The sequence below is a fragment of the Pantoea stewartii subsp. stewartii genome (assembly GCF_008801695.1).
Taxonomy (GTDB): Bacteria; Pseudomonadota; Gammaproteobacteria; order Enterobacterales; family Enterobacteriaceae; genus Pantoea; species Pantoea stewartii.
Genome location: NZ_VZPF01000051.1, coordinates 1 through 15671 on the forward strand (window position 1 = coordinate 1; position 15671 = coordinate 15671).

Consider the following 15671-nt stretch of genomic DNA (forward strand, 5'->3'; position numbering starts at 1 on the left):
GGATGGTTATCCCATCAGAACTAATAACTTGTCGGCTGGATTGCCATCCACAAGGTAGTTGTAAAAGTGTCTTAAGTGAGGGCATAACATTATCCATAACTTAAAACAGCTTAGATCCTTGTTAACTAGAAAGTTTCATTAGTTTTCATCCACCCAAGTTGCGGAAGACCCATTTTTTTGTCATAAAAAGCGGGTATCACACAGCGTTAACCAGATGTAACTCCGCATCTGCATCCGCTAAGAGGTACGGCATGAGCGAAAACAGTTTATCCTCTTCAGGCACGACGCAGGGACGTCCCGATTTCAACGGCAAAGGCAGCCGCGCAACCAAAACGGCTTTTTATGTCCTGTTAATAGCCGGTCTGGCCTTTGCCGGATTTAATCTGTTTCACGATGTGGAAAAAACTAACACGCCCGTCACCAGTTATGTGCCTTTCTTTCTGCTCGGCCTGGCGCTGCTGATTGCGCTGGGCTTTGAATTCGTTAACGGGTTTCACGATACCGCCAACGCGGTCGCTACGGTGATCTACACGCATTCGCTGACGCCCGGTGCGGCCGTCGTCTGGTCAGGGCTGTGCAACTTTCTTGGCGTGATGCTTTCCAGCGGCGTGGTCGCGTTTGGCATTATTTCGCTTCTGCCCGTCGAACTCATCCTGCAGGCCAGCAGCGGCAACGGCTTTGCCATGATTTACGCCCTGCTGTTCTCGGCGATTATCTGGAATCTGGGCACCTGGTACTTTGGCCTGCCCTCGTCGTCGTCACATACTTTAATTGGCTCGATTATTGGCGTAGGTGTGGCGAATGCGATGTTGCATGGTCGCAGTGGCCTGAGTGGCGTTGACTGGGATCAGGCGCTGAAGGTCGGCTATGCCTTACTGCTCTCGCCCGTCGTGGGCTTCGTCTGCGCCGCCCTGCTGCTGTGGGCCATGAAGCTGTTGATTCGTAACCGCCAGTTGTACGAAGCCCCGCACAGCAACGAGCCGCCGCCGGTCTGGATTCGTGGCCTGCTGATTCTGACCTGCACCGGCGTCTCCTTTGCTCACGGGTCGAATGACGGGCAGAAAGGGATGGGACTCATCATGCTGATCCTGGTCGGCACCATGCCCATCGCCTATGCACTGAACCGTTCACTTCCGCCCGAGCAAATCCCGCGCGTTGCCGCACTGAGTGACGTGACGGCGCGCCAGTTACTGCATATTCAACCGGCCGCCACGCCCGCCCCGGATTCACGCAATGTGTTGACGGCCTTTGTCAGCACTGACACGGTCAATCCGAACGTCTTGCCCGCGCTTGGCATGACGTTACGGGATATCAGCGACCAGATTCGCCGCTACGGCTCGATGGACAATATTCCGGCCCAGTCCGTGACCAATACCCGCAATCAAATGTACCTGGCCGCAGAATCGATCAAGCACCTGCAAACCGCCCATGTCTCGCTCCCCGATGAGACGGCACGTAACCTGAAGGCGGTGAAAACAGAGCTGGACAGCGCCACACGCTTTATTCCGATGTGGGTGAAGGTGGTGGTGGCAATCGCGTTGGGGCTGGGCACCATGGTGGGCTGGCGACGTATTGTGGTCACCGTGGGTGAGCGCATCGGCAAAACCCATCTGACCTATGCGCAAGGGGCCAGCGCCGAACTGGTGGCAATGGCGACCATCGGCGCGGCCGATGCCTTTGGTCTGCCGGTCTCCACGACGCATGTGCTCTCATCCGGCGTGGCGGGCACCATGGCGGCGAACCGCTCTGGCCTGCAGATGTCCACCCTGCGCAATCTTGCCGTCGCCTGGATATTGACGCTGCCGGTCTCGATTTTACTTTCTGCCCTGCTCTACGGGCTGTTCATTCATATCTGACCAGGTGAATTGTCATGGCAACACACGACAACAGTTTCAATCGCGACGCTTTTAATCAGCGTTTAATGCAGGAGTTCTATGACAGCTACGACGAAGAGCTGGAGCTGGAGCTCGACGATCTGCGCTTTAGCGAGGCCGCGCCCACGGGCAGCGATGAAAAAGCCTGGCGCCGTCGTTATTTTCGCGAGCTGCTGCAGTTGCAGGGCGAGCTGGTGAAGCTACAGGACTGGGTAATGCGCACCGGCCATCGGCTGGTCATTCTGTTTGAGGGCCGCGATGCGGCCGGTAAAGGAGGCGTGATTAAGCGCATTACGCAACGCCTTAATCCGCGCACCTGCCGGGTGGCTGCGCTGCCCGCGCCCAACGATCGTGAAAAAAACCAGTGGTACTTTCAGCGTTATATCGCGCATTTGCCCGCCGCGGGCGAGATGGTGCTGTTCGACCGCAGCTGGTACAACCGGGCAGGCGTGGAGCGCGTCATGGGATTTTGCAGTGATGCCGACGTGGCGGAGTTTTATCGCAGCGTGCCCGAGTTTGAAAAAATGCTGACCCGCAGCGGGATTCAAATCATTAAGTACTGTTTTTCGATCACGGACGAGGAGCAGGAGCTGCGCTTCATGAGCCGTATCCACGATCCCCTCAAGCAGTGGAAGCTCAGCCCAATGGATCTGGAAAGCCGCCGCCGTTGGGAAGATTACACGGAAGCAAAAGAAGAGATGCTGAGCCGCACCCATATTCAGGAAGCCCCCTGGTGGGTTGTTCAGGGCGTAGACAAGAAACGGGCGCGCCTTAACTGCATCAGCCACCTTTTGCAGCAGGTGCCTTATGAAGCCGCCCCACACGACGAAATCATTCTGCCGCCGCGTGAACGCTCACAGGACTACCACCGCAACGAGGTGCCGGAAAATATGATCGTGCCAGAAAAGTATTGATCGCGTGCGCGGCTAAGCGCCGCGCTGTCACGCTCTAACTTCCGGTGAGGCTGAAGAGAACTGACAGGTCTGCCGCTGTAATGCCGCATAGCGGTCAATCGCCGTAGCAATATCGGCTGAGGTTTTTAAGGCGCGAATCTCAGCGAACAGCTCACCCGCTTCGACGTAGGCTTTACGCAAATAGCCCAGCCACTGTTTGATACGTGCGACATGGTACATGCCCGTATCACCCTGTTTTTCAAGCCGGGTATATTGTTGCAGGAGCACCACCACCTCCGGCCAGGCCATGGGCGCATCATTGTATTTGACGACCCGGCTCAGGTTAGGCACGTTAAGCGCACCACGCCCAATCATCACCGCATCACAGCCTGTGATTCGCAGACAATCCTGGGCGCTTTGCCAGTCCCAGATTTCGCCATTCGCGATAACCGGAATAGACAGTCGCCGACGAATCTCGCCAATCGCCTGCCAGTTAATAGCCTCAGCACGGTAGCCGTCTTCTTTGGTACGGCCGTGGACGACCAGTTCGCTGGCACCTGCCTGCGCTACCGCATCCGCAATTTCCATGCTGCGGGCGCTGGAATCCCAGCCCAGGCGCACCTTAACCGTAACGGGCAAGGAGTCAGGTACAGCTGCCCGCATGGCTTTGGCCGCGCGGTAGATTAAGTCGGGATCTTTTAACAGCGTCGCCCCGCCGCCGCTGCCGTTGACCAGCTTCGACGGGCAACCGCAGTTCAGATCCACGCCCCACGAGCCCAGCTCAACCGCGCGGGCCGCGTTTTCCGCCAGCCACTCGGGATGTTGCCCCAGCAGTTGCAGACGAACCAGCGTACCCGACGGCGTCCGGCTGGCATGATGCAGTTCGGGACAAAGGCGATAGAAGGATTTTACCGGCAGCAGTTGGTCGACGACGCGCAAAAATTCCGTGATGCACAAATCGTAGTCGTTGACGTCCGTCAACAGCTGGCGCACCAGAGAATCCAGTACGCCCTCCATGGGTGCCAGTAAAACCCGCATAATCAGACGTTTCCGCTGCGTTTAGGCGCGGGCCGACGTGGACGAGACGCAGGCTTGTCAGACTGGCCCGCTGCGGGTCCCTGACGACGCGGCTGCGCACGCTTGTCCCCTTGAGGACGCGCCGCGCCGGCACCTTGTCCGCCCTGCCCCCGACCACGGCCGCGTGAAGACGGTGACTGGCGGCCGTTCACAATCGGTTCCGCTTTGATGCTGGGATCCGGCTCATAGCCCGGCACAGCCAGTCGTGGAATTTCACGCTTCAGCAAGCGCTCAATATCACGCAACAGTTTGTGTTCGTCGACGCAAACCAGCGACAGCGCTGCACCCGTTGCGGCGGCACGACCGGTACGCCCAATGCGGTGTACGTAGTCTTCAGGCACGTTTGGCAATTCATAGTTCACGACGTGCGGCAGTTCTTCAATATCCAGACCGCGGGCCGCGATATCCGTCGCAACCAGCACACGAATCGCGCCGGATTTGAAGTCGGCCAGTGCTCGGGTACGTGCGCCCTGACTCTTGTTACCGTGGATGGCGGCGGCCGTAATGCCATCTTTGCCCAGCTGTTCGGCAAGGTGATTGGCACCGTGCTTGGTGCGGGTAAAGACCAGCACCTGCTGCCAGTTACCTTCGCCAATCAGTTGAGACAGCAGTTCCCGCTTGCGCTTTTTGTCAACAAAATGCACCTGCTGAGAAACCTGCTCAGACGCGGTATTGCGGCGCGCGACTTCAACCTGCTCCGGGTTGTGCAGCAGTTTTTCTGCCAGGGTTTTGATCTCATCTGAGAACGTCGCCGAGAACAGCAGGTTCTGACGTTTAGCTGGCAGTTTGGCCAGTACGCGGCGGATATCGTGGATAAAGCCCATATCAAGCATGCGATCCGCTTCATCCAGTACCAGCACTTCAACCTGAGACAGGTCAACGGCGTTTTGATGAGCCAGATCCAGTAGACGGCCCGGCGTGGCCACCAGAATATCGACGCCGCCGCGCAGCTTCATCATCTGCGGGTTGATGCTGACGCCGCCAAACACCACCAGCGAACGCAGCGGAAGATATTTGCTGTAGTCGCTGACGTTTTCACCGACCTGAGCGGCCAGTTCACGGGTCGGTGTCAGAATCAGCGCGCGCACCGGACGACGGCCGCGCACTGTTCCGGTATTCGCGGACAGTTTCTGTAATAAAGGTAAGGTAAACCCGGCGGTTTTGCCGGTGCCGGTCTGGGCGCTTGCCAGCAGATCGCGGCCGGACAGCACAACAGGAATCGCCTGGCGCTGAACAGGCGTCGGTTCGCTGTAGCCCTGCTCAGCTACCGCACGCAGAATATCGGCACTCAGGCCGAGAGAGTCAAAAGACATGACGAGTATTACTCCGGTCCACTCTGACCGCGTTTGGCGGTGTAGTTTTCAGAGGGATAGTGACGCCAGCTGAGGCTGACGCGTGAAAAGGGTGCAAACTACGATGCATAAGCGGCGGAGTGTAACAGCTTTACTGCCCCTGTGCGAGATAGCTCACAATTGATTACATATCTCCCAACGACAAAAGCCACCTTGCGGTGGCTTTTTTAGCGCGACAGCCTGATTCAGCTGCGTTTTTTCTCAATGCGTCCTGCCGGCTCTTTCGCCAGCAACGACACCAGCGCGGGCCCCAACAACATCACCACGCCAAGGCTGGCTAACAGTAAGTTATTGTGGAAAATGCGCGACACCAGGAACAGCGTCATCATCGCGGCACCGAAATAGTACGTGGTGGTCGCTTCTTCCAGGTAATCAACCAGGGTACGTAAACGGGCACTACGCTGCGTGATCAGCATGGCGATAAACACCGCTGCATAGGCCACCACCAGGGTACTGCACACTTCGACCAGTGCTTTATGTTTCCAGCCCCAGACCAGTGCGGCAATCACCAGCAGGTGCATCGCGATGTGGGCCCAGGTTTGACCGGTAATGATTTGAAAGCGATTCGACAATTTCATTTCTCTCTCCTGCAGACCTGGCACGTTGCACAAATGCAACCGTAACCGGCCAGGGCCGGTTTCTCAATGTAAAGCAAATTTCAGATAACGCCCTAATTATTCCTCTTCTTCACCCTCCATTTGTGACAAAGACTACACTTTGTTGTTGATGAAGATGAAAAGGAGCGCGTCGCGAGTATGCCACAAATCAAGCAAGGATTTTCATTTAAAGTCCTGACGATTAATACCCATAAAGGTTTTGCCCCGTTTAACCGACGCTTCATCTTGCCCGAATTGCGTGAAGCGGTGCGCGCAACGTCAGCAGATATCGTTTTTTTGCAGGAGGTGATGGGAACCCATGACATTCACCCTCTGCAACATGAAAACTGGCCTGATACCTCCCACTACGAGTTTCTGGCCGACACGATGTGGAACGATTTTGCCTATGGGCGCAATGCGGTTTACCCGGAAGGACATCATGGCAACGCCGTGCTGTCGCGTTTTCCCATTGCTGAGTACGACAATCGCGATGTTTCAATTGCCGGGAGCGAAAATCGCGGCATGTTGCATTGCCAGCTTACCCTGCCCGATGGCCGGGGCACGCTGCATGTCATTTGTGTGCACCTGGGGCTGAAAGAGGCGCACCGTCGTGCCCAGTTGGCGATGTTAAACGACATGGTGATGGCGTTACCCGCTGACGCACCTGTTGTCGTCGCCGGTGACTTTAACGACTGGCAGGGGCGAGCCAACAACATACTGCAAAAAGGGGCGGGACTAAAAGAGGTCTTTAGCCTGAAAAGCGGACGACCTGCGCGGACGTTTCCGGCACGCTTTCCCCTTCTGCGACTGGATCGTATTTACGTGCGCAATGCGACGATCAGTCAACCCTGGGCATTGCCGCGTAAACCCTGGTCACACCTTTCCGATCACGCGCCGCTGGCGGTGGAGATCCATCTATGAATTTTGAGTGGCAAGACGGCAACAAACTGCGCCTGCTGGAAAACGGGGACGCATTTTTCCCCCGGGTGTTTGGCGCAATTTCACGTGCCGAACACAGCATACTGCTGGAAATCTTTATCCTGTTCGAAGACGATGTGGGCAACGCCCTGCACAAGGTGCTGCTGGCGGCGGCGCAGCGCGGCGTCAAGGTCGAAATGATGGTCGATGGCTACGGCTCCTCCGAGCTGTCCCAGAGTTATGTCAACAGTCTGACGCAGGCGGGCGTGCGCTTTATCTATTACGATCCGCGTCCGCTGATCATGGGCATGCGAACTAACGTCTTTCGCCGTCTGCACCGTAAAACTGTGGTCGTGGACGGCGTTATCGCCTTTGTCGGCGGCATCAACTTTTCCGCCGAGCACTACACGGATTTTGGCCCGGAAGCCAAACAGGATTATACCGTGGAGGTCAAAGGTCCGGTGGTCGCCGACATTACCCGCTACCTGCAAGAGGCGATTGGCAGTCAGGCTACCACTCGCCGCTGGTGGGGACAGCGTTCACATCGTCCGGCCAAAAACACCCTGCCCGGCGACGCGCAGGTCCTGTTTGTCTATCGCGACAACGATCAGCACCGGGATGATATTGAGCAGCATTATCTGGACATGCTGCGCACCGCCAAACAGGACGTCATTATCGCCAATGCCTACTTTTTCCCTGGCTACCGTTTGCTTAAGGAGATGCGCAATGCGGCACAGCGCGGCGTACGTGTGCGACTGATTGTGCAGGGTGAGCCGGATATGCCGATTGTGAAAGTGGGCGCTGAGCTGCTTTATAACTATCTGGTGGATGCGGGCGTGGAAGTCTATGAATATTGCCGCCGACCGCTGCATGGCAAAGTGGCGGTGAAAGATCAGCAGTGGGCTACCGTTGGCTCAAGCAACCTCGATCCCTTGAGTTTGTCCCTCAATCTTGAAGCCAACCTGATCATTCACGATCGCAACTTTAACCAGACATTACGCGATAATCTTGAGCATTTACTGGCTGAAGACTGTCAGCGCGTCGAAGAGGATAAGTTACCACCACGCACCTGGTGGCAGCTGACGAAAGGCGTTGTCGTGTTCCACTTTCTGCGTCACTTCCCGGCTATCGCCGGCTGGTTACCGGCGCATACGCCAAAGCTGGCTCAGGTGGATCCGCCGGTTCAGCCCGAAATGGAGACGCAAGATCGCGTCGAAGCCAACAATGAAGGAGCCAATTCCTGATGGCAAACACGCACCCACGCTGGAAACTGGCAAAAAAAATCCTGACTGGGCTCTTCTTCGTCGCCGTCATTGTGTTGCTGGTGATCTATGCACGCAAAGTGAACTGGGATGACGTCTATAAGGTCATTGTTAACAACAACCGCTTTGTGGTGCTGACCGCGGCGGCACTGGTTGTCGTCAGTTATCTGGTTTACGGCTGCTACGACCTGATTGGTCGGGCCTACTGTGGTCATAAGCTGGCCAAACGTCAGGTGATGCTGGTGTCATTTATCTGCTACGCCTTTAATCTGACGCTCAGTACCTGGGTTGGCGGTGTCGCTATGCGCTACCGGCTCTATTCGCGGCTCGGCCTGGACAGTGCGACGATTACGCGCATTTTCTCCCTCAGCATCGCCACTAACTGGCTGGGCTACATCCTGCTGGCGGGCGTGATCTTCAGTGCAGGCCTGGTTCCGATTCCCGGCGGCTGGTTTATCGGCGAAACCACACTACGGCTTATTGGTGCCGCGCTGCTGGTGCTCGTTGTGTTTTATCTCTGGGCCTGCGCGTTTTCTAAACGTCGTCGCTGGAAAGTGAAAGGGCAAACCCTGCAGTTGCCTTCCCTGCGCATGGCGCTGTTTCAGTTTGCCGTCTCCTGCGCCAACTGGCTGGTTATGGGCACGATTATCTGGCTGCTGCTGGGCCGGGATGCCGGTTATCCCATGGTGCTGGGCGTACTGTTAATCAGTAGTATCGCAGGCGTAATTATTCATATTCCGGCGGGGATTGGGGTGCTAGAAGCGGTATTCGTGGCGTTGCTGAGCGGCGAGAACCTTTCACACGGGACCATCATCGCCGCGCTGCTGGCTTACCGCGTGCTGTACTTTAATTTTGCCGTTGCTCCTGGCACTGGTGCTGTATCTGGGGCTGGAGAGCCGCGCGAAACATATGCGCCATAAGAACGAGCAGAAGCTACAAAAATCGTAGTAAACGGCTGCTCTGGTTCACCAGAGCAGCCTGTTTTTTAACGGCGGTTACCCAAAATACGCAGCAGCATCAGGAACAGGTTGATGAAATCAAGATAGAGCGTCAGCGCGCCCATGATTGAGTAGCGGCGCAGGTTTTCCGTGTCACGCGCATCAATCTGCTCACCGATATTTTTCAGTTTCTGCGTGTCATACGCGGTCAGACCGACAAACACCACCACACCGATGTAGGTAATGGCCCACATCAATGCCGGGCTTTTCAGCCAGAAGTTCACCAGCGAGGCCAGCAGAATACCAATCAGCGCCATAAACAGCAGACTGCCCAGGCGGCTTAAATCACGTTTTGTGGTGTAGCCGTAGAACGTCATGGCACCAAACATCCCGGCCGTGACGAAGAACGTGCTGGCAATGGACGAATAGGTGTACACCAGAAAGATACTGGCCATGGTCAGCACGGTCAGGGCCGAATAGAGCATAAATAACCCCGTCGCCACGGCCCCGCTCAGGCGATGCACCATACCTGAGAGGAAGAACACCAGCGCCAGTTGCACAATGATCAGGCCGAAGAAGGTGATGCGATTTGCAAACACCAGCTCCATCACCGCCGGTGTGCGCGCGGCAAACCAGGAGACGAAGGCAGTGAGTAACAAACCACAGGTCATCCAGCCATAAACCTGTGCCATATAAGCCTGCAACCCACGAGATGCAGGCTGAACTATTGAATCATTCTGTGGATATCGGTCCATGATGCACCTCTTGTTAAACAAATATGTTGTGCCCCAAAACGGGCTGTCTGAGTAAGTGTGGCACAGCTCTGTTCAACTGTGCCACAACGCCGTACTTATCAACGTGACAGGCACTGCTGATAACGACTGTCGACGCGTTGAGCAAACCATGCCGTGGTTAAATTGCGGGTAATTTTAGGACTTTCAAGTCTGATGCCCGGCAACATTTCCCGTGGCAAAGGCTTTCCGGCCATCTTGTCTGCCAGCGTAAAAACCTGCTTCCACAGATCGCTGTCGCTGAAGTCCGCCTTTTCGCCCCGCTCCAGATCGTGGCGGATTTCGCGGTTGCTCATATCAATGCGTTTCGCCAGCGTCCGCACCGCCAGCTCCGTCGATCCTAGCGTGTCCGAACCATACTGAATCAGATCGCCATCCAGCGCCAGCTTCATCCCTGTCGCGCGGGCTACCGCCGCCTGGAACGCCGCATTGCGGCTGGCGTACCAGCCCGCATTGTAGTCCGCGAACCGGTAAAGCGGCTTGCTGTAGTCAGCCGGATAGCCCAGCAGGTGCATTGTGCCGAAATAGACACCGCCATGACGCGTGAAAACTTCACGGCGAATGGAACCGTCAACCGGCCATGGATAGCCTTTGGCATGGGCTTCTGCAAACGCAATACTCACCTGCATCGGTCCGCCGGTATGAACAGGGTTGAGGTTGCCAAACAGCTTCTGCCCCATGGGTACCATCTCAATAAAGTCATCGAAAATGGCGCTCAGATCTTTTTCACTTTTCGCCTTATCCAGCCGCGCAGCGTAGCTTTCGCCATTACTGGACTTGATTAACAGCGCGGTGCGCACTAAAAATGCCGGAACATGCACCTTCGCCGCCCGGCGGTCGATCTCCTCCCAGGCGATTTTTGCCATACCGGGTACGGTGCCGTTGGCGTCAAATCCTGACTCCTGGCCCGCCACCGCAATAACTGCGCACAAATTACTGTCGCTGGCGGTCAGGCCCTGGGTACGGAACGAAATATAGATATCGTCAGCCCAGCCTGATTTATCGCTGACACCGGCGGGCAGCAGGCGCTGAATATGCGCTTTGACATCCTCAGGTTGCCTGGCGGGCGCTTCTGGTGTTTTTTTGCTGCTACAACCCGCCAGTATCAGGATAGCGAGCAACGTCAGGCGTTTGGGGAATGAAATGAATGACATACCTGTCCTCTGAGGCAAGAAGAGTAGCTTAACACTGCGCCGCTTCGCAGGGCAGATACGATTATCTGCACTAAGGTTATCTCTTTTCACGAAAAAGGGATGTTTTATGTCAAAACGCTGGACACTTATCGCACTGAGCCTGCTGCTGGCCGGCTGCGGCGGCAATAACACACCGGCTCAGGTCAGTTCGCCGGGTGCCCCCACTTCACCGACGCTAAAAGCGCTGGACAGCGGCGCGGCCGTGCTGCAGTCCCGCCCGCCCATTGATGCGATCAATGCCTATCTGGATGGTTTTCATTTCTATAACGGCGACAAGAACGGCCAGATGGAAGCCCATCACTATGTGACGGTCCTGAATGATGATGTGATGCAGGCGGTGATTTATGACGGTAATACGCGCGATGCGCGCCTGATGGGCGTGGAATATATTATCAGTGAGCGCCTGTACCGCACCCTGCCCGCCGAAGAGAAAAAACTGTGGCACAGTCATCAGTACGAGGTGAAATCCGGTTCACTGGTCGCGCCCGGCCTGCCGGCCGTCGCAGAAAAAGCGCTGATGACGCGCATCGTCAACACGTACGGGAAAACCTGGCATACCTGGCACACCGACCGCGACAAGCAACTGCCCATTGGCATTCCGGCGCTGATGATGGGCTTTACCGCCGACGGGCAAATGGATGCGCGCTTGCTGGCCGATCGCGACCGCCGTTTTGACATCGACAGTCAAAAAATTCGTGCTGAACGGGCGGATATCGTCGCACATCCCGTAGTGCCCGGCGCCAATGCCTGGCAGGACGGTGACGTGATTCAGCTTCGGCGAGGACAAGGCGGCGGTGAACACGCGCACGGCAACACGCAGTTTGCTCCCGCCGAACAGCGAGGTACGCCTTAATCCCAGCGCTGCGCAGCCACGTGATCGCTGCTGCGTGCATCGACCCAGCGATCGCCCTGCCCGGTGGTTTCCCGTTTCCAGAACGGGGCGCGGTTTTTCAGGTAATCCATGATGAATTCCGCAGCGGCAAAGGCGCTGCTGCGGTGCGCACTGGTGACGCCGACAAAGACAATCTCATCGCCGGGAAACAGTTCACCAATGCGGTGGATGACAGAGACGCGCTGAAGCGGCCAGCGCTGGCGCGCCTCGTCAGTAATTTCCTGCAGCGCCTTCTCGGTCATACCGGGATAATGTTCCAGCGTCAGGGCCGCAACATCATCGCCCAGGTTGTGATTGCGCACTTTGCCCGTGAACGTGACAACAGCGCCGTCTGCGTTGCACCCTGCCAGCCACTGGTATTCCTGCGCCATCGCAAAGGGCGCGGGACCGACCCGAATTTGCGTGTCCATTTATCCTCCGGTAACGGGTGGGAAAAAGGCGACTTCATCGCCGTCCTGTAAAGGGTGCGTCATGGGGCGTAGCGTCTGGTTAACCGCCGCCAGTAATCGTTCGCTGTCGAGCGCCAGCGCCCAGCGTTCGCCCTGCTGAGACAACGCTGTCCGCAGCGCCGCGACGTCGGGATAGTCGGCGGCCAGCGTCAGCGAGTCCGTGCCCACCAGCTCCCGCACCTGCGCAAAAAACAGCACCTTAATCATGGGCTGCCGCCTGAAAATCGCCGCTTTTGCCGCCGCTTTTATGCAGCAGGCGCAGCCGATCAATCACGATATCTTTCTGGACGGCTTTGCACATGTCATAGATGGTCAGCGCCGCCACGGAAGCCGCCGTCAGGGCTTCCATTTCTACCCCGGTTTTCCCCGTCAGCCGACACAGCGAGGTGATGCGAACCCGGTTCAATTCGGGTTCCGCGACCAGGTTGATCTCCACTTTGCTCAGCATAAGCGGATGACAGAGTGGGATCAGTTCCCAGGTGCGTTTTGCCGCCTGAATACCGGCAATGCGCGCTGTGGCGAACACATCACCCTTGTGGTGACGGCCTTCCATGATCATCTGTAACGTTTCTGGCTTCATCAGTACCAGCACGTCGGCCTGCGCTTCGCGTACCGTATCGTCTTTGGTGGAAACATCCACTATGTGGGCTTCGCCCGCGGCGTTGATGTGGGTAAGTTGTGACATGCTTAAAGCTTCTTTAAATGAGTGACAAAATTGCAGGGACGCGTACGCGCATCCAGTTGGTCAGCGATGATGCGTTCCCACGCGGTGGTACAGGCTGACGTTGAGCCCGGGACCGCAAAGATCAACGTCTGGTTAGCGAGACCGGCCACCGCACGGGACTGCAATGTCGAGCCGCCAATGTCTTCGTAAGACACCATGCGGAACAGCTCGCCAAAGCCGTCAATCTCCCGATCGAACAACGGCAGCAGCGCCTCAGGCGTGCTGTTTTTCGCATTGAAGCCGGTGCCGCCATTAATAATGACCACCTGGACATCTTCACTGGCGATCCAGCGCGACACAATCGCGCGAATACGGTAAACATTGTCGGGAACAATGGCGTGATCGATCACGCTGTGGCCCGCCTCGGCTGCCGCTTCACGCAGATAATCGCCGGAGGTATCGCTGCTGGCATCACGGCTGTCAGAGACCGTCAGCATAGCGAGCTGTAACGGTTGAAACGTGCTGGCTGATTTGCCCATGTCTGCTCCTGCAGTTAACCGCCAATATAAGAAAGATTTTGTGTAATACCGGTATTTCCCTGTAACAGGAAATGCGTCTGCTTCTTCTGGCCCAGGCTGCTGGCAATGCGTGCCTGAAGTTCATCTTGCTGGTCGTCAGAGGCCAGCAGATCGCGTAAAGGAATCCCGCCATCGCCAAACAGGCAGAGATGCAAATTTCCCTGTGCGGAAACCCGCAGACGGTTGCAGCTGGCGCAGAAATCTTTGGAATACGGCATGATCAGCCCGATTTCACCGACGTAATCCGGATGATAAAACACCTGGGCCGGGCCATCACTGCGGCCGCTGATACGACGCTGCCAGCCCTGAGCAATCAGCTGATCGCGGATAACTTCGCCCGAGACATGCTGCTGGCGAAACAGCGCACCGCCCTCGCCGGTTTCCATCAGTTCGATAAAACGCAGCTGGATGGGACGCGTACGGATCCAGTCAAGAAAGGTCGCCAGATGGTGGCTGTTGACATCGCGCATCAGCACGCTGTTGACTTTGACCTGGCTAAAACCCGCCTCAAAAGCCGCGTCAATCCCGGCCATCACCTGGTGGAACTTGTCCTGACCGGTAATCGCATGAAACTGACGTGCATCGAGGCTGTCCACGCTGACGTTCAGCGCGGTCAGTCCCGCGTCGCGCCACTGCTTAATATCGCGCGCCAGTCGGTAGCCATTGGTGGTGACCGCAATCTGGCGAATCGCAGCATTTTCGTTAACCGCGGCGATAATGTCGGTGAAATCACGACGTAAAGAGGGCTCACCGCCGGTCAGACGCACTTTTTCAGTGCCCGCCGCCGCAAAGGCGCGCGTGACACGGCGAATTTCATCCAGTGAGAGAAAGCTTTTATTGCGGATACCGTTTGGCTGATAACCCTCCGGCAGGCAATAGGTACAACGGAAATTACAGACATCCGTGACCGAGAGGCGCAAGTAATAAAACTTACGCGCAAATGCATCAGTAAATTGTGACACCAGAGAACACCTTTCCAGTTCGGGAGATGCAGTCATTTCTTCCTGCACCCTGGCAGCGCGGAGGCTACGGCCTGAATCCCCTATCCGCAGACGTAGGCATTCAGGCTTGAGTGTACGTTAACCGGCTGATTAACGCGGTATACAGATGGTAGCGCGATTAGGGTAAATGCGCCATCCACGGCTTTTACTCTGTGTGCGCAGTAACGTTAACTTTCACCGTATTTCGCGCCCGGGATACGGTAAACTACCGGTCATAAACTGACACACATCATCCTCGTCTGCACCCTGCGCGTTTCACGCCTCTGCAGACGCGAAAAAGGAGAAATATGAATCGAACACTGGCGGACCTGGATCGCGTCGTGGCACTGGGCGGCGGACATGGATTAGGTCGCGTGATGTCGGCCTTGTCACCACTGGGTTCGCGCCTGACCGGCATCGTTACCACCACTGATAACGGTGGCTCCACCGGCCGCATCCGTCGGGCTGAAGGCGGTATCGCCTGGGGCGATCTGCGCAACTGCATTAACCAGTTGATTACCGAGCCCAGCGTCGCGTCCGCGATGTTCGAATACCGCTTTACCGGCAATGGCGAACTGGCCGGGCACAATCTGGGCAATTTAATACTGAAAGCGCTGGATCATCTGAGCGTGCGTCCGCTGGAAGTGGTCAATATCATCCGAAATCTGCTAAAAGTTGACGCGTTTTTAATCCCGATGTCTGAACATCCGGTGGATTTGATGGCAACGGATGACGAAGGCAATGCCGTTTATGGTGAAACCGCCATTGATGAGATGCGCGCACCACCACAGGCGTTAATGCTGCATCCTGTGGTGCAACCGACGCGCGAAGCGCTCGATGCCGTTGCAGAAGCCGATTTGATTCTGATTGGGCCAGGCAGCTTCTACACCAGCCTGATGCCCATTCTGTTAATGAAAGAGATGGCGCAGGCGCTGCGCCGCACGCCCGCGAACATGGTGTTTATCGGCAACCTGGGCCGTGAACTCAGTCCGGCGGCGGCGGCGCTGACCGTGGCGGATAAGCTGAGAATAATGGAAGAGGCGATTGGTAAACGGGTCATCGACGCCGTGGTTGTCGGACCGGCCACGGACGTCAGTCTGATCGACAACCGCCTGATCATCCAGGAGCCGCTGGAGGCCGCAGATATTAAATATCGTCACGACCGCCAGCTGCTGCGCGGCGCGCTGGAGCACGCCATCCAGCGGTTTAACTGA

16 protein-coding genes, 1 pseudogene and 1 riboswitch are annotated in these 15671 nt (G+C 56.6%); of the genes and pseudogenes, 7 read left to right on the forward strand and 10 right to left on the reverse strand.

What is annotated here, in order from left to right; genetic code table 11:
* Positions 1 to 251 precede the first annotated feature (251 nt).
* On the forward strand, positions 252 to 1856 hold the full coding sequence (locus F7Q90_RS15545; protein WP_006118524.1) for an inorganic phosphate transporter: 1605 nt from the start codon (positions 252 to 254) through the stop codon (positions 1854 to 1856).
* A 14-nt stretch (positions 1857 to 1870) separates the two neighbouring features.
* Positions 1871 to 2788: a polyphosphate kinase 2 gene (gene ppk2 / locus F7Q90_RS15550; protein WP_006118523.1), complete on the forward strand. Its 918-nt coding sequence runs from the start codon at positions 1871 to 1873 to the stop codon at positions 2786 to 2788.
* A gap of 27 nt (positions 2789 to 2815) precedes the next feature.
* On the opposite strand, the gene dusC is transcribed toward ppk2, so the two are convergent.
* From dusC to F7Q90_RS15565, 3 genes are all read right to left on the reverse strand, one after another.
* Positions 2816 to 3805 (reverse strand): tRNA dihydrouridine(16) synthase DusC, encoded by a 990-nt coding sequence (dusC, locus tag F7Q90_RS15555; protein WP_006118522.1) that lies wholly within the window; start codon positions 3803 to 3805, stop codon positions 2816 to 2818.
* A gap of 2 nt (positions 3806 to 3807) precedes the next feature.
* A complete protein-coding gene (rhlE, locus tag F7Q90_RS15560; RefSeq protein ID WP_006118521.1) occupies positions 3808 to 5157 on the reverse strand; it encodes an ATP-dependent RNA helicase RhlE in 1350 nt (449 codons plus the stop codon).
* 224 nt (positions 5158 to 5381) lie between these two features.
* Positions 5382 to 5774 (reverse strand): YbhQ family protein, encoded by a 393-nt coding sequence (locus tag F7Q90_RS15565; protein ID WP_006118520.1) that lies wholly within the window; start codon positions 5772 to 5774, stop codon positions 5382 to 5384.
* Between the two features lie 177 nt (positions 5775 to 5951).
* On the opposite strand from F7Q90_RS15565, the gene F7Q90_RS15570 reads away from it, so the two are divergent.
* From F7Q90_RS15570 to F7Q90_RS15580, 3 genes and pseudogenes are all read left to right on the forward strand, one after another.
* Entirely contained in the window at positions 5952 to 6713 is a 762-nt protein-coding gene (locus F7Q90_RS15570) for an endonuclease/exonuclease/phosphatase family protein (protein ID WP_006118519.1), read from the forward strand.
* Positions 6710 to 7954, forward strand: a complete 1245-nt coding sequence (gene clsB, locus F7Q90_RS15575) for a cardiolipin synthase ClsB (protein WP_006118518.1) — start codon at positions 6710 to 6712, stop codon at positions 7952 to 7954. Before F7Q90_RS15570 ends, clsB begins: the two co-directional genes overlap by 4 nt.
* Positions 7954 to 8920, forward strand: a pseudogene (locus tag F7Q90_RS15580) (lysylphosphatidylglycerol synthase domain-containing protein). The gene clsB and the pseudogene F7Q90_RS15580 overlap by 1 nt, the downstream one beginning before the upstream one ends.
* A gap of 37 nt (positions 8921 to 8957) precedes the next feature.
* Here F7Q90_RS15580 and F7Q90_RS15585 read toward each other — a convergent pair.
* Together F7Q90_RS15585 and F7Q90_RS15590 are read right to left on the reverse strand one after the other, a co-directional pair.
* The gene (locus tag F7Q90_RS15585; protein ID WP_006118516.1) at positions 8958 to 9665 is read right to left on the reverse strand and encodes a Bax inhibitor-1/YccA family protein; all 708 of its coding nucleotides are present in this window, start codon (positions 9663 to 9665) and stop codon (positions 8958 to 8960) included.
* Between the two features lie 98 nt (positions 9666 to 9763).
* A complete protein-coding gene (locus F7Q90_RS15590) occupies positions 9764 to 10855 on the reverse strand; it encodes a DUF1615 domain-containing protein (protein WP_006118515.1) in 1092 nt (363 codons plus the stop codon).
* Between the two features lie 106 nt (positions 10856 to 10961).
* On the opposite strand from F7Q90_RS15590, the gene F7Q90_RS15595 reads away from it, so the two are divergent.
* Entirely contained in the window at positions 10962 to 11747 is a 786-nt protein-coding gene (locus F7Q90_RS15595; RefSeq protein ID WP_006118514.1) for an OBAP family protein, read from the forward strand.
* Here the strand turns inward: F7Q90_RS15595 and moaE are convergent.
* The 5 genes from moaE to moaA form a co-directional block, all read right to left on the reverse strand.
* On the reverse strand, positions 11744 to 12196 hold the full coding sequence (gene moaE, locus F7Q90_RS15600) for a molybdopterin synthase catalytic subunit MoaE (RefSeq protein ID WP_006118513.1): 453 nt from the start codon (positions 12194 to 12196) through the stop codon (positions 11744 to 11746). The two genes, F7Q90_RS15595 and moaE, sit on opposite strands and share 4 nt — an antisense overlap.
* Complete coding sequence (moaD, locus tag F7Q90_RS15605; protein WP_006118512.1) at positions 12197 to 12442, reverse strand: molybdopterin synthase sulfur carrier subunit; 246 nt, start codon at positions 12440 to 12442, stop codon at positions 12197 to 12199. It abuts the gene before it with no gap.
* Positions 12435 to 12920 (reverse strand): cyclic pyranopterin monophosphate synthase MoaC, encoded by a 486-nt coding sequence (moaC, locus tag F7Q90_RS15610; protein WP_006118511.1) that lies wholly within the window; start codon positions 12918 to 12920, stop codon positions 12435 to 12437. The genes moaD and moaC overlap by 8 nt, the downstream gene beginning before the upstream one ends.
* Positions 12921 to 12922: 2 nt before the next feature.
* On the reverse strand, positions 12923 to 13438 hold the full coding sequence (gene moaB, locus F7Q90_RS15615; protein WP_006118510.1) for a molybdenum cofactor biosynthesis protein B: 516 nt from the start codon (positions 13436 to 13438) through the stop codon (positions 12923 to 12925).
* 14 nt (positions 13439 to 13452) lie between these two features.
* Positions 13453 to 14442, reverse strand: a complete 990-nt coding sequence (gene moaA / locus F7Q90_RS15620; RefSeq protein WP_170317966.1) for a GTP 3',8-cyclase MoaA — start codon at positions 14440 to 14442, stop codon at positions 13453 to 13455.
* Positions 14431 to 14564: riboswitch (molybdenum cofactor riboswitch) on the reverse strand. Its footprint overlaps the gene before it by 12 nt.
* Positions 14565 to 14765: 201 nt before the next feature.
* Between moaA and F7Q90_RS15625 the strand changes: the two genes are divergently transcribed.
* Complete coding sequence (locus F7Q90_RS15625) at positions 14766 to 15671, forward strand: gluconeogenesis factor YvcK family protein (protein WP_006118508.1); 906 nt, start codon at positions 14766 to 14768, stop codon at positions 15669 to 15671.

Coding starts and splice junctions, on each gene's coding strand:
- dusC (WP_006118522.1), bottom strand. CDS start 3,805: ATGCGGGTTTTACTGGCACCCATGGAGGGCGTACTGGATTCTCTGGTG.
- clsB (WP_006118518.1), top strand. CDS start 6,710: ATGAATTTTGAGTGGCAAGACGGCAACAAACTGCGCCTGCTGGAAAAC.
- ppk2 (WP_006118523.1), top strand. CDS start 1,871: ATGGCAACACACGACAACAGTTTCAATCGCGACGCTTTTAATCAGCGT.
- F7Q90_RS15595 (WP_006118514.1), top strand. CDS start 10,962: ATGTCAAAACGCTGGACACTTATCGCACTGAGCCTGCTGCTGGCCGGC.
- moaB (WP_006118510.1), bottom strand. CDS start 13,438: ATGGGCAAATCAGCCAGCACGTTTCAACCGTTACAGCTCGCTATGCTG.
- moaC (WP_006118511.1), bottom strand. CDS start 12,920: ATGTCACAACTTACCCACATCAACGCCGCGGGCGAAGCCCACATAGTG.
- F7Q90_RS15565 (WP_006118520.1), bottom strand. CDS start 5,774: ATGAAATTGTCGAATCGCTTTCAAATCATTACCGGTCAAACCTGGGCC.
- F7Q90_RS15545 (WP_006118524.1), top strand. CDS start 252: ATGAGCGAAAACAGTTTATCCTCTTCAGGCACGACGCAGGGACGTCCC.
- F7Q90_RS15585 (WP_006118516.1), bottom strand. CDS start 9,665: ATGGACCGATATCCACAGAATGATTCAATAGTTCAGCCTGCATCTCGT.
- F7Q90_RS15570 (WP_006118519.1), top strand. CDS start 5,952: ATGCCACAAATCAAGCAAGGATTTTCATTTAAAGTCCTGACGATTAAT.
- F7Q90_RS15625 (WP_006118508.1), top strand. CDS start 14,766: ATGAATCGAACACTGGCGGACCTGGATCGCGTCGTGGCACTGGGCGGC.
- moaD (WP_006118512.1), bottom strand. CDS start 12,442: ATGATTAAGGTGCTGTTTTTTGCGCAGGTGCGGGAGCTGGTGGGCACG.
- moaE (WP_006118513.1), bottom strand. CDS start 12,196: ATGGACACGCAAATTCGGGTCGGTCCCGCGCCCTTTGCGATGGCGCAG.
- F7Q90_RS15590 (WP_006118515.1), bottom strand. CDS start 10,855: ATGTCATTCATTTCATTCCCCAAACGCCTGACGTTGCTCGCTATCCTG.
- rhlE (WP_006118521.1), bottom strand. CDS start 5,157: ATGTCTTTTGACTCTCTCGGCCTGAGTGCCGATATTCTGCGTGCGGTA.